The 15073-nt window shown below is 41.0% G+C and carries 6 protein-coding genes; all 6 read left to right on the forward strand.

The annotated features are described in order from the left end of the window. Window positions 1-5075: ZmpA/ZmpB/ZmpC family metallo-endopeptidase (locus HMPREF2795_RS03000; protein WP_261675644.1), on the forward strand; the 5075-nt coding region annotated here is incomplete at its 5' end. A gap of 162 nt (window positions 5076-5237) precedes the next feature. Beyond that, window positions 5238-5798 (forward strand): TlpA family protein disulfide reductase, encoded by a 561-nt coding sequence (locus tag HMPREF2795_RS03005; protein ID WP_075228192.1) that lies wholly within the window; start codon window positions 5238-5240, stop codon window positions 5796-5798. A 9-nt stretch (window positions 5799-5807) separates the two neighbouring features. Beyond that, complete coding sequence (gene msrB / locus HMPREF2795_RS03010; RefSeq protein ID WP_075228193.1) at window positions 5808-6923, forward strand: peptide-methionine (R)-S-oxide reductase MsrB; 1116 nt, start codon at window positions 5808-5810, stop codon at window positions 6921-6923. Window positions 6924-7267: 344 nt separating this feature from the next. Further along, entirely contained in the window at window positions 7268-12583 is a 5316-nt protein-coding gene (locus HMPREF2795_RS03015) for an SIALI-17 repeat-containing surface protein (protein WP_075228194.1), read from the forward strand. A gap of 133 nt (window positions 12584-12716) precedes the next feature. After that, the gene (gene pabB / locus HMPREF2795_RS03020; protein ID WP_075228195.1) at window positions 12717-14438 is read left to right on the forward strand and encodes an aminodeoxychorismate synthase component I; all 1722 of its coding nucleotides are present in this window, start codon (window positions 12717-12719) and stop codon (window positions 14436-14438) included. Then, a complete protein-coding gene (locus tag HMPREF2795_RS03025) occupies window positions 14439-15062 on the forward strand; it encodes an alpha/beta fold hydrolase (protein ID WP_075228196.1) in 624 nt (207 codons plus the stop codon). The last annotated feature ends 11 nt before the right edge of the window (window positions 15063-15073 follow it).

Consider the following 15073-nt stretch of genomic DNA (forward strand, 5'->3'; position numbering starts at 1 on the left):
AATCTTTGGTTCAACCAGAATTGCCAGCCTACACTGGCGAGATTAGTGCCAAAGGCACCCAAGAAGAAGGTCACCAAGGTGAGTCTTTGGTTCAGCCAGAGTTGCCAGCCTACACCGGTGAGATTACAGCTAAAGGAACTCAAGAAGAAGGCCACGAAGGTGAATCCCTGGTTCAACCAGAAGTCCCAGCTTATACAGGCGAGATTAGTGCCAAAGGCACCCAAGAAGAGGGGCACCAAGGTGAATCCCTGGTTCAGCCAGAATTGCCAGCCTACACCGGTGAGATCACAGCTAAAGGCACGCAAGAAGAAGGTCATGAAGGCGAATCCTTAGTTCAACCAGAAGCTCCAGCTTATACAGGTGAGATTACAGCCAAAGGCACGCAAGAAGCAGGTCATGAAGGCGAATCTTTGGTTCAACCAGAATCCCCAGCTTATACAGGCGAGATTAGTGCCAAAGGAACCCAAGAAGCAGGTCACGAAGGTGAATCCCTAGTTCAGCCAGAATTGCCAGAGTATAAAGTAGCTGAAGCAACTATTACAGAAACTGAAACAGTAGCAGTTCCATATACAAAGGAGTATGTGGCTGATGATACTCGTTACACTGATGAAGAAACAGTGATTCAAAACGGTCAAGCAGGAAGTCAGCTGATTCATCGTGTTTATAAGACAGTCAATGGCCAAAAAGTTGGGGATCCAATCAGCACGAGTACAGAAACTGTTACGGCGCCAGTAAACGAAAAAATTAGTCGCGGTACAAAGGCTATTGAAGGTCAAGTTGAAGAAGTTTCATTTGAAGAAATTCCTTTCGAGACAAGAACAGAAGTAGACAGCACTCTTCCGAAGGGAACAGAAGTTGTTGCTCAAGCTGGTCAAAACGGCAAGAAAAAGATTACCAAAGTCTATAAGACTCTTAAGGGCGTGAAAACTGCAGATGTTCCAACGATTTCAGAGGAAGTTGTTGAAGCAGTTCAAGATCGTATCATCAAAAAAGGTGATCAAATCCTGACTGAGCCAACGTTGACCCTCATTCATATAGATAAAGAAGAATTAGAGCGCAGTGCTAAGGTTCGTTACCAATTGGTAAAACCAACAGGTGTAACCATTAAATCTCTTGAAGTTGTTTTGAAAGGTAGTGACACTAGCCTTCAAACAGTCAACATGTCTGAGGGAGATTTGACTGCTAATCTTACAGACTTGAAATACTACAAGGACTACAAGATTGCGACCAAGATGGTTTACGATCGTGGAAATGGGAACGAAGAAGTAGTTCTCACGGAAGAACCACTGCGACTTGATCTCAAAAAAGTCGAAGTCAAAAACATCAAGGAAACCAGCCTTATCAGTGTTGATGACCAAGGTGTAGAGACTGATAATAGTCTATTGTCAGCTAAACCATCAGATGTTAAACCTTATTACTTGAAAGTGACTACTCATGAGAACAAGGTGACAAAACTTGCAGTTGATAAGATTGAAGAAGTCACAGTTGATGGTAAAGCATTGTTCAAAATCACTGCTAAAGCACCAGACCTAGTCCAACGTAACGCAGATAATCAGTTTACAGAGGAATATGTCCATTACTTTGCTAAGCCAAAAGCCCATGAAGGTGATGTTTATTACGATTTCAATGACCTTGTAAAAGCTATGCAGGACAATCCTACTGGTACCTTTAAGCTTGGTAGCAGTATGAATGCAAGTAACGTTCAACCAGCTGGCAAGTCTTATGTAACCAATGCCTTCAAGGGAACATTGGAAAGTACAGAAGGTAATAAATTTGCCATCCATAACATTACGAGACCATTGTTTGGTAACATTGAAGGTGGTACTGTCAAGAATCTCTTGCTTGAAAATGTCAACATTGACATGCCTGGATTTGATCGAGTAGCACCAATCGCAGGTGTCATCAAAAATAATGCAACTGTTGAAAATGTTAAAGTAACAGGTAATGTTGTCGGGGGCAACGATGTAGCTGGTATTATCAATAAAATTGATGGTAGTGGTAAGGTAAGTAATGTTGCCTTTATCGGTAAGATTCATGCTGCTGGAAACAAAGGTTGGTACTTAGCGGGTGTTCTAGGTGAAAACTGGAAAGGTATCGTAGAAAAAGCTTACGTTGATGCTGAAATTACTGGTAACAAGGCAAAAGCTGCAGGATTAGTTTATTCTTCTCAAAATGGTGGAGATAACAATACACTAGGAAGAGAAGGTGTCCTTAGAAATTCAGTTGCTAAAGGTTCGATCGAGCTGAAAGAAGCCGTTCAATCAGGTGGCTTGCTGGGTACTAACTGGGCCTTGGGTGCTATTGAAGACAACATCACCATGATGAAAGTCAAAACTGGTGAAATGGTCTTCGGTCACTCGGATATTGACGCTGATGATTACTTCACCTATTCAAGAACAAAACGTAACTTCAGTGTTGAGGGTGTAAGTGAGGGTAATAAATCTTATAAGAATTCTCGCAAGATTCCTAGCATCTCACAAGAAGAAGCTGACAAGAAGATTGAAGCGATGGGAATCACTGCTGATAAATTTGAAAGCACCAAACCTGTTGAAGACAAACTCAATAACATTGTCAACAAAGCTGATCAATACAAAACAATCGATGGTTACGACGCTTCTCGTGAACTTGCCTACCGTAATATCGAAAAATTGCAACCATTCTACAACAAAGAGTGGATTGTTAACCAAGGAAACAAATTGGCGGCTGATAGTCCTCTCTTGACCAAGGAAGTCTTGTCTGTTACTGCCATGAAGGGCAATGCCTTTGTGACAGAATTGGCTGACGCTGACCATATTATGGTTCATTATGGTGATAAGACTAAAGACATCTTTACTGTTTCACCGAAAGACTCTAAGGTCAAACAAGTCAAAGAGTACAGCATTGCTGAACTTGGAGAAGTTGTTTACACTCCAAACATGGTTGACAAAGACCGTAGCGATCTTATCAATGCTATCGTTGAAAAATTAAGCCCAGTAGAATTGCAATCAGATCCTATCTACACACACCTAGGTAGAACAGGACCAAATAAAGTTAACGCTATAAAAGATCTTTACCTAGAAGAAAGCTTCAAAGAAGTCAAGGATAATCTGGCTAAATTTGTGAAACAGTTGCTTGAAAATGAAGACCATCAATTAAACACAGATGAAGCTGCTAAACGTGCCTTGATCAAGAAGATTGATGACAACAAGGCTGCTGTTCTTCTTGGTTTGTCTTACCTCAATCGTTACTACGGAGTTAAGTTTGATAACTTCAATATCAAGCAACTCATGTTGTTCAAACCAGACTTCTATGGTAAAAATGTAAATGTGTTAGACTTCTTAATCAAGATTGGTTCCAAAGAAAATATCATTAAAGGTGATAGAACTTTAGAAGCTTATCGCGAAACTATCGGTGGAGTTATCGGTATAGGCGAGTTAAACAGTTTCTTAGACTATAATATGCGTCTATTCACAAATGATACAAACTTGAACGATTGGTTTATCAAAGCTACCAAAGACAATGTTTATATCGTTGAACCAGCAACAACAACTCCTGAGTTTGCTGATAAGAAACACAGAGCTTATGAAGGCTTAAACAATGATATGCACGGTAAGATGATCTTGCCACTCTTGAACTTGAAAGATGCTCATATGTTCTTGATTTCAACTTACAATACAATGGCTTATAGTTCATTTGAGAAATATGGTAAGTATACTGAAGCGGAACGTAATGCCTTCAAAGCTGAAATCGATAAAGTTGCAAAAGGGCAACAAAATTATCTAGACTTCTGGTCACGTCTATCAATCGATAAAGTTCGTAATCAACTCTTGAAGAGCAATAACATGGTTCCAACCCCTGTTTTAGATAACCAAAACTATAAAGATATTAGTACTGATAAATACGGTCACACTAATAGTGGTAAAGATGTTGCTCCTATTCGTGAATTATACGGACCTACAGGACGTTACCATGCAACAGACTGGCGTATGGGAGCGGTAGCTCGTGTTTATGCCAATCCATATAAAGATGACTCTGTCTTCTTCATGGTTACCGATATGATTAGTGACTTTGGTATTTCAGCCTTTACCCACGAAACAACTCACGTAAATGACCGTATGGTTTATCTAGGTGGCTCAAGACACCGTGAAGGAACAGATCTTGAAGCATTTGCACAAGGAATGTTGCAAACTCCATCCGTATCAAATCCAAACGGTGAATATAAAGCCCTAGGTCTCAATATGGCTTATGAACGTCCAAATGATGGAAATCAATGGTATAACACCAATCCAAATGATCTGAAATCACGTGACGAAATTGATCGTTACATGAAGGGCTACAATGACACCCTCATGCTTCTGGATTACCTGGAAGGAGAGGCTGTCCTCGATAAGGCAAATCAAGATTTGAACAATGCTTGGTTCAAGAAGGTTGATAAGCAATACAGAGGAAATAACACCAAGAACCAATTCGATAAGGTTAGACCTTTAAGTGATGAGGAAAAAGCTATTCCTTTACGCACAGTAGATGACTTAGTAACCAATAACTTTATGACTAACCGTGGTCCAGGTAACAGAGTTTATAATCCTACTGACTTTGATTCTGCTTATGTGAACGTTCCAATGATGTCTGGTATCTATGGTGGTAACACAAGTGAAGGTGCTCCTGGAGCGATGTCATTTAAACACAATACCTTCAGAATCTGGGGTTACTATGGCTACGAAAAAGGATTCTTAAACTATGCATCTAATATGCTAAAAGCTGAATCTAAGAAAGCTGGTAAAGAGACTCTAGGTGATGACTTCATCATTAACAAGATTTCTGAAGGAAAATTCAACAATCTTGAAGATTGGAAGAAAGCTTATTTCAAAGAAGTTGTGACAAGTGCCAAAAATGGAATTCAATCTATTGAAATTGATGGTAAAACATACAATAGCTATGAAGACTTGAAACGCGCATTTGCTGAAGCAGTTGATAAAGATAAGGCTACTCTAAGTAACGGATCTGTTAAATTTGACAATACCGTATCACTTAAAGAAAAAGTCTTCAAGAAACTTCTTCAACAAACAGATAGCTTTAAAACTTCAATCTTTAAATAATCCAAAGCTCTCATCTGCTTATTAGCAGGTGGGAGTTTTTGGATTTCCAAGAGTTTTAAGAATTTTCCAAACAGATTCCAAGTATTTTTAGCAAGGTAGGTATATAATAGAACTATAAAGCCGATATCTATATTCATATGATAAACGAGGAAGGTGATGAAGATGAAAACATGGCAAGCAACTGTATTGGTCTGCACTAGTTTGTTTTGTCTATCAGCTTGTAAAAATCAGACAACAAGCGAGGCTGATAAACAAAATGGAGACAAACAAGCGCAAGTTAGCTCTCAGGTAGCAAAAAACGGAGAAGCAGTTCCAGACTTTGAGCTTATGGGAGTTGATGGGAAAACCTATCATCTATCTGATTATAAGGGTAAAAAGGTCTATCTCAAATTTTGGGCATCTTGGTGCTCTATTTGTCTAGCCAGCCTCCCTGATACCGATGAGCTGGCTAAAGAAGAAAGCGATGACTATGTTGTTTTGACAGTCGTTTCTCCTGGTCAAAAAGGCGAGCAAGCAGAAGAAGGCTTCAAGAAATGGTATCAGGGCTTGGACTATAAAGATTTACCAGTATTGCTAGACCCTTCGGGACAACTTTTGGCGAGTTACGGAGTTCGTTCTTATCCGACTCAGGCCTTTATTGATAAGGAAGGTAGACTCGTTAAGACCCAGCCAGGCTTTATGGACAAGGAAACTATTTTACAAACGCTAAAAAGCATATATTAGAGGCTCATCATGAATGATAAATTAAAAATAATTGTATTCATAGGAATCATCATTTGCATTATTATTGGAATTTTATTTCTTTTGGAAAAAAGGAGCGCAAGCTACACAGATACCACTCAAATCGAGAAGGCAGCAGTTAGTCAAGGACAAAAGGCCAAGAAAAAAACTGAGCCAAGTAAAGATGCTGACTTACATGAAATCTATCTAGCAGGAGGTTGTTTCTGGGGAGTCGAAGAGTATTTTTCACGAGTAGTGGGTGTGACAGATGCGGTCTCTGGCTATGCGAATGGCAGAGGAGAAACAACCCAGTATGAATTGATCGGCCAAACTGGACATGCTGAGACTGTTCATGTGACCTATGATGCCAATCAAATCTCTTTAAAAGAAATTTTGCTCCATTATTTCCGCATTATCAATCCAATCAGTAAAAATAAGCAGGGAAATGATGTGGGGACTCAGTACAGAACAGGAGTCTACTATACAGATGAGAAAGATTTAGAAGTCATCAATCAAGTTTTTGACCAAGTTTCTAAGAAGTACGACCAACCTCTAGCGGTTGAAAAGGAAGCCTTAAGAAATTTTATCGTGGCTGAAGATTACCACCAAGACTATCTCCAGAAAAACCCTAATGGATATTGTCATATCAATGTCAATCAAGCAGCCTATCCTGTCATTGATGCGAGTCAATATCCAAAACCGAGCGACGATGAATTGAAAAAACTTCTGTCTCCTGAGGAGTATGCAGTGACTCAAAATGGTCAAACAGAACGTGCCTTTTCAAATCGTTACTGGGATCAATTTGAAGCAGGCCTTTATGTGGATGTTGCGACTGGCGAACCCCTCTTTTCTTCGAAAGATAAATTTGAATCGGGTTGTGGTTGGCCAAGTTTTACCCAACCTATCAGTCCAGATGTTGCGACCTATAAGGAAGACAAGTCATACAATATGGTCAGAACGGAAGTCAGAAGTCGAACAGGGAATTCTCACCTAGGACATGTCTTTACAGATGGACCTCAGGACAAGGGAGGTCTACGCTATTGTATCAATAGTCTCTCCATTCGCTTTATTCCTAAAGCTCAAATGGAAGAAAAGGGTTATGGTTATTTGTTGGATTATGTTGAGTGATCTTGAGATTATTAAAAAGTGTTTACTAGAAATATATTTTAATTCATAAGAAGTGTAGAATTTGGATTTTAGAAGCGATTGGGCAATTTAATCGAACGTGTTGGAATCACTCCTGAAAATTTTTGATTTTGAAAACAAGTAAGGTGAAAGCCATCCGTTTTTCAATGCTTGAAACTATCTACAAATAATTAGATCGCTAGCCAGATGATTTATTGGAATATCTACCAAATTAAAAATGTTCGATTTATCTCGAAAATATTTTGTAAAAAAAACAACAAAATATTATAATAAGATTATGAAAACGGAATAAAGGAGATGTCTTTAAGGACAAGAACAAAGCTGACATGGAAGATAGAAAAAAGCTACAAAAATTTGCCATTCGTAAACTGAGCATGGGAGTGAGCTCGGTATTGATTGGACTTGCCTTTATTGGAGGAACACTTGAACCGAAACTGGTTCAGGCTGATGAAACCAAGCAAGTTTCCTTTCACTATTTAGCAGAATCGGAGTTGACAGCTGCTGAACGTGAACTCATTCATCATGAATTGCCACAAGATTTGAGCCAAGATAACTATTATCTAGTTTATCGCAAGCAGGGACAAGCCGTCTTACCTCAAACTGGATCTATCAGCTTCCCCTTGGCTGGTGTTGGTCTTTTGACTGCTAGTTTGGTGGTTTTCCTATTTTCAAAGAAAAAACCTTCTAAGATAGTTGGAGTGTTATTGATTGCTTCTGTAGGTAAGAGTTTATTACTACCTTATCAAGTATTTGCTTTTGAACACAAGGACTTGCTAGCTTATGATCAGACTAAAACCCTTGTGTCTGCAGATGGTTTCTCTCAAGGGATTATTGACATTAAAGGCTATGACTATATTGGCTATTTATTAGAGTCAGATTTAAGAGGAACAGGGCAAGATCTAACATCTAGTGAAAATTCAGAAATTCCTGCAAAACCAGTAAATCAAGCAGCTATTCATGAAATTCCTGAATTCATAGGTGGCGTATCAGGCGAATCCTTAGTCGAGTCAACTAAACCAACATTTGAAGGTGGAGTCAATGGCCTAGGAGCAGTAGCTGAAGCCTTACCAGAGTACACACCAGAATCGAGTGGTGAAAGTGGCGTGCCAGAAGTCCACGCCAAATCTGAGTTCACAGGCGGAGTATCGGGTGAGTCCTTGGTTGAGCCAACAAAACCAACATTTGAAGGTGGAGTTAATGGCCTAGGTACAGTAGCCGAAGCCTTACCAGAGTATACCCCAGAATTGACTAGTCAAAGTGGCGTCCCAGAAGTCCATGACAAAGCAGACTTCACAGGTGGCGTATCAGGCGAATCCTTGGTTGAACCGTCTAAACCAGCATTTAAAGGTGGTGTTAATGGTCCAGGAGCAGTAGCTGAAGCCTTGCCAGAGTATACCCCAGAATTGAGTAGTCAAAGTGGCGTGCCAGAAGTCCACGCCAAACCAGACTTTACAGGTGGAGTATCTGGCGACTCCTTGGTTGAGCCAACAAAACCAACATTTGAAGGTGGAGTTAATGGCCTAGGTACAGTAGCCGAAGCCTTACCAGAGTATGAAGGTGGTGCATTTCCAGTTGATACTCTGAAACAGGAACATACTGAGTTCACAGGCGGTGTATCAGGCGAATCCATAGTTGAGCCAACAAAACCAACATTTGAGGGTGGAGTCAATGGCTCAGGTACAGTGGTCGAAGCCTTACCAGATTATGAAGGTGGTGCAGTCCCAGTTGATACTCTGAAACAGGAACATACTGAGTTCACAGGCGGTGTATCAGGCGAATCTTTAGTCGAGCCGTCTAAACCAACATTTGAAGGTGGAGTCAATGGCCCAGGTACAGTAGCTGAAGCTTTGCCAGAGTATACCCCAGAATTGAGTAGTCAAAGTGGCGTCCCAGAAGTCCATGACAAACCAGAGTTTACAGGTGGCGTATCAGGCGAATCCTTAGTCGAGCCGTCAAAACCAACATTTGAAGGTGGAGTCAATGGCCCAGGTACAGTATCTGAAAGCTTACCAGAGTATGAAGGAGGCGCAGTTCCAGTTGATACTCTGAAACAGGAAATCCCAGAGTTTACAGGCGGCGGATCAGGTGACTCCTTAGTCGAGCCAACAAAACCAACATTTGAGGGTGGTGTTAATGGCCAAGGAGCAGTAGCTGAAACCTTACAAGACTATGAAGGAGGTGCAGTTCCCGTTGATACTTTGAAACAGGAAATCCCTAGCTATAGTGGTGGTGTGAATGCTACTGAAGCGCTGATTCAGGATACAAACCCGACTTTACATATTGAAGTCCGAAAAGAGTTGATTCCTAAACAAACTAGGGAAAAGATTGATCCAGACATGCTTGTCGGTGAAACAAGAATTGAGCAAGTCGGTCAAGATGGTGAGAAAGAGATTGTTACCAGCTATGAGGAAAAAGATGGGAAACGTATTTCAGAGCCGAAAGAAACAACACGGATTTTAAGAGAAGCTAAAGATCAGGTTATCATCCGTGGCAGTAAGGAAAAAGAAGAAATTAAACCTGAACCTGTCCTAACTCTTTCAACTATTACTGGAAATTCGATGGGCCGTTCAGCTCGCTTAAGTTATAACTTGGAGAAGGCAGATGGCGTTACCGTCTCAAAAATTAGTGCCACTATCAAAGCCAAGGGGTTAGAGGATCAGACTCTTGATTTAACGAGTGAACAGCTGGAAGCAACAGTTGACAATCTAAAACTCTACACGGATTACACCATATCTACAAAGATGGTCTTTAATCGTGGTAAGGGTGAGGAGAGCGCTCTGCTTGAGGAACAAAATCTCCGTTTAGAGCTTAAAAAGCTAGAAATAAAAGACGTCAAGGAAACAAGTCTTATCAAGGTTGACAATGGCAGAGAGACTGAGATTCAACAATTGGCGGAAGCACCAAGGAATTTGGAAAACTACTATCTCAAGGTTAGTTCTAAAGTTCATAAGACTAGCCGTTTAGCCATCAAGTCTATTCAAACTGAGAGAATTAATGGAAAAGACTATTACAAGGTGACTGCTGAGGCAACTGACTTGATTCAACGTAATGCTCAGAAAACCTTTGAAGAAGGCTACAGTTACTACTTGGCTAAGTCAAGTGCTGATTCTCCTACGATTTCTGGTGTAAAAGAATACGCTTATCAGGATATCCAAGATTATGATAGTCGCCATGATCAAGCCTATCGAAACCTTGAAAAATTGCAACCTTTCTACAATAAAGAATGGATTGTAAATCAAGGAAACAAGCTGGATCTTGATCACAATCTAGCCAAGAAAGAGGTAGTCTCTGTTATTGCCATGAAAGGGAAAGACTTTGTGACAGACCTTTCAGTGGCAGACCATATCATGGTTCATTATGCAGACCAGACCAAGGATGTATTTGCAATTACCTCGCAAAATTCTGGCTTGACTGCTATTAAGGAATACAAGATTGCTGACTTGGATGTGCTGTATACTCCAGATATGCTGGTTAAGGACCGTTCAGCCCTAGCCAAGGACCTGACCTCAATCCTGAAAACAGTGGACTTACAGTCTGATGGGGTTTATCGAATCCTAGATGATCAAACCACCAGCCTTGATAAGAAGGTTGAGGCCGTGAAGAATTGGTATCTAGAAGAAAGCTTTGCAGAGGTCAAAGCGCAGCTGGGAACTCTGGTTGATAAGTTACTCACCAATCTAGACTATCAGTGGAACGATTCACCTGCTAGCATGGCTTCCTTGAAGCAGAAAGTTCAGGATCATCAGTCAGCTATCATGCTGGGTTTTGCTTATCTCAATCGCTATTACGGTATCCGATTTGCCGATTACAATCTGAAAGAACTCATGCTCTTTAAACCAGATTTTTATGGCCAAAATGTGGATATCTTAGATCGGTTGATTGAACTCGGTTCAAGAGAAAATAACCTAAAAGGCGACCAGACTCATGAAACCTTTGCAAGAGTCCTAGCCAAAGATACAAAATCTGAAGATTTACATGCCTTCTTAAACTACAACAGACAGTTGTTGACGACTGACAAGGATATGAATGACTGGTTTGTGAATGCCACTAAGGGCCATGTGTACATAGCAGAGCGAGCTTCGAAGAATCAAGAAATTGCCAATCGGAAGCATCGAGCTTATGACAATCTTAATAACTGGTTACATCGCAATATGATTCTTCCTTTGTTGAATGTCAAGAAGGCACAGATGTTCCTGATTTCCAACTACAATACCATTACCTTCGGATCAGCTGATAAATCTGGCAAAACCATAGACCAGATGAAAGCTGACATTGATCTAGTAGCGGACCGCCAGTTGACTTACTTGGACTTCTGGTATCGACTTGCTGCTGATGAAGTTAAAGACCGTATGGTTAAGAGTGACTTTAATGTAGCTACACCAGTTTGGGAAGGCTATCGCGTTGATGGACGTGGCTGGGTAGAGCGTTATGGACATACCAGTGGTATGGAAGACTACGCGCCAATTCGTGAGGTATTTGGACCAGCAGGTCGCTACTATAAAGACAATAAACTAGGAGCTTATGCCTCTATCTATCCAAAGATAAATGCCAGAGATGCTGTTCACTTTGTGGAAATCGATATGATGAGTGAGTATGGCTTGTCTGTCTACACCCATGAGACAACTCACGTCAACGATCGCATTGTCTATCTGGGTGGCTACAAACATCGTGAAGGAACCTATGTAGAAGCCTATGCTCAGGGTATGCTCCAGTCACCGGCTGAGGAAGGTCATCAGGGTGAGTACGGCGCCCTCGGTATCAATATGGCTTACATGCGACCAAATGATGGGGATCAATGGTACAATCCAGATCCAACCAAGTTGCAAACACGCCAGCAGATTGACCACTACATGAAAGGTTATAACGAGGCCTTGATGCTTCTAGATTATCTGGAAGGAGAACGAGTTCTCGCTAAGAATGATCTGGCTTTGAAGAAGGCCTGGTTCAGCAAGATGACCAAGCAAATGCGCTATCAGGATCAGGATAATAAACTCCTTGCTCCTAACCAGTGGGACTATGTCCGTCCATTGACAGATGAGGAAGCCAAGACTCAGCTAAATTCTGTGGATGATTTAATCAAAAATAACATCATCACCAACAGGCATTATCAGGGAACTTACCGACCAGAAGAACTCAAGACAGCTTATGTCAATGTCAAGATGGTAGATGCTATCTACGGCGGTAATACAAGTCAGGGAGCTCCAGGAGCCATCTCCTTCAAGCATAATGCCTTCCGTATGTGGGGGTATTATGGTTACGAAAATGGTTTCCTAGGCTATGCTTCTAATAAATACAAGGATGAGGCGTTAAACGAGGGACATGACACCCTTGGGGATGATTTCATTATCCAGAAGGTTTCGAAAGGCAAGTTCCAAAACTTAGAAGAATGGAAGAAGGCCTGGTTTGACGATATCGTTGCTAAGGCTAAACGAGGAATCCATGGTTTTGAAATTGATGGCCAACAAATTGATTCTTACGAGAAATTGCAAGATTTGTTTGACCAAGCAGTAGAAACGGATTACCGAAACTTTAAGTATGGTGGTTCAGTTGCTAACTATACAGTAGCTCTGAAGAAAAAAGTCTTCCAAAAACTATTGCAGGTGACAGATGCATTTTCATCTGAACTCTTTCCTAAAGGATAGATAAAAAGTCGGTGTGATAAAAGAGGATGCTATGTTCAGATTTTCTTAGAAAGTGACATCTACTTTATCATTCTCAAAGAATAAAATTGCCAGATCTCCTGTTGGGGTCTGGCTTTTATGGTATACTTAGGATATGCATAGAAAAACAGTGATTGATTTTAGGGCTTTGGGTGAGCGATACACCTTTACCCAGCCTATCAAAGAGTTAAAAACCAGAGATTTAGCAGAAGTAGCAGACTTGCTAGCACAGGTGGAAAGCTACCAAGAGAATGGCTATTATGTAGTTGGTTATGTCAGCTATGAGGCTGCGCCAGCTTTTGAGGAGAAGTTGGCGGTTCACTCAGGTCCCTTGTTAGGAGAGTATCTCCTCTATTTCACTATTCATGACAGCGTTGAAAAATCTAGCATTCCTCTGACTTATGAGGAGGTGGATTTGCCATCAAACTGGCAGGAAGTAACTTCTTCAGAGGACTATGAAAAGGCAATTGAACAGATTCACCATCATTTACGACAGGGCGATACTTATCAGGTCAATTATACGGTTCAACTCAAGCAGGAGTTGTCTGCCAATCCTTTTGCTATCTACAATCGTATGGTTGTCGAGCAGGAAGCGGGTTACAATGCTTACGTAGAGCATGACGACATGGCAGTAATTTCCATGAGTCCAGAACTCTTTTTTGAACAAAATGATCGTGAATTGACGACTCGCCCTATGAAGGGAACAACTAAACGTGGTCTGACTGATGCTGAAGACTTGAAAGAGGCCGCTTGGTTGGAGCAGGATCCCAAAAATCGCTCAGAGAACATGATGATAGTGGACCTCTTGCGCAATGACATGAATCGTCTGTCTGAGGTGGGAAGTGAGCATGTGGAACGTTTATGTCAGGTGGAACAGTATTCAACGGTTTGGCAGATGACTTCGACCATCAAGAGTCAGTTACGACCGGATGTAGACCTAGTTGAAATTTTCCGTTCACTCTTTCCATGTGGTTCTATTACAGGAGCTCCCAAGATAGCGACTATGGAAATTATCAAGAATTTGGAACCACAAGCTAGAGGAGTTTACTGTGGAACTCTTGGACTCTTACTTCCCAATGGTAGACGGATTTTCAACGTAGCTATTCGAACCATTCAACTGCATCGAGAGCAAGCCATCTATGGAGTCGGTGGAGGTATCACTTGGGATAGCACTTGGGAGTCAGAATACCGTGAAGTTCAGCAAAAGGCGGCTGTTCTTTATCGCAAACAGCCTCGCTTTAAGCTGATTACGACAGGGAAAATCAGCCAGAAAACTTTGCTCTTTAAAAATCAACATCTAGAAAGATTGCAAAAGGCTAGTCGTTACTTTGCCTTTCCATTTGATCAAGATGAATTGAGACAAAAGATAGAGGAAGAGTGTCAAGCTTGTGACCTCCATCAAGACTACCGTTTGCGAATCAGTCTCAATAAGTCTGGAGAAATAGAAATTGATCGACAAGTATTGACACCACTTAGTCCAACTTTCTGTCAGGCTAAACTTTGTCTGCAAGAAGCTGATTTACAGCAGGCCTTTACCTACTTTAAGACGACACACCGACCACATTTGACAATGGGAGAGCTGGAAATCATCTATTACACTGTTGATGGAAAATTGCTTGAAACCTCTATTGGCAATCTGGTTTTGAAAATGAATGGGAAACTCTATACACCGCCAAGTCAACTAAGTCTTTTACCAGGGATTTATCGTCAACACTTGCTTGAAAGCGGGCAGGTAGAAGAGAGAATCTTGATCATAGAAGATTTGGCACAAGCAGAAGCCATTTATGGCTGTAATGCAGTCAGGGGCTTGTATGAGTTGTCAGTAAAGGAGAACTAAATGAAACTTATATTTTTACATGGCCTAGGTCAGTCAGCAGATAGTTGGAAAGAAGTTCAGGATTTGCTGGCAGATTATCCCTCTGAAGCCATAGAGTTATTTCCTACTGGAGTTGGGATTTATCAAGAAGCCAAAGAGCGCATTTATCAGCACTTATCAGAGGAGACTGAACCTTTTGTCCCAATCGGTTTGTCCTTAGGGGCTGCCCTTGCATTGGAGCTTTCAAGTTATGAGATACCAAATCTTCAGGCCTTGGTTTTGTCAGGATGTCCACTGAAATTAGCAGGTAACATTCCTTTTTACATTCAGTTGCTGATATTCAAATTGCTTCCTAAGAGGATATATGAGAAGCAGGGGGCAGATAAGGCTCTTATGGTTGGAGTTTCCGAAGAATTAAAAACACTTGATTTAAGAGAGATTGCACGGAATTGTCCCTATCCAAGCTTGTTGATCTGTGGTAGTCAGGATAAGCCTAATCTCAGTTCAATGAAAAGTATTCATGAACTGATGCCAGATTCTCAGTTTCAGATCATCCCTGACGGCCCTCATGTCTTGAATAGGGCCAAACCAAAAGAGTTTGCAGAATTAACCAGAAGTTTTCTTGAATTGCTGAAACAAGTTTGATAAAATAATAT

The sequence above is a fragment of the Streptococcus sp. HMSC056C01 genome (assembly GCF_001811305.1).
Classification (GTDB): domain Bacteria; phylum Bacillota; class Bacilli; order Lactobacillales; family Streptococcaceae; genus Streptococcus.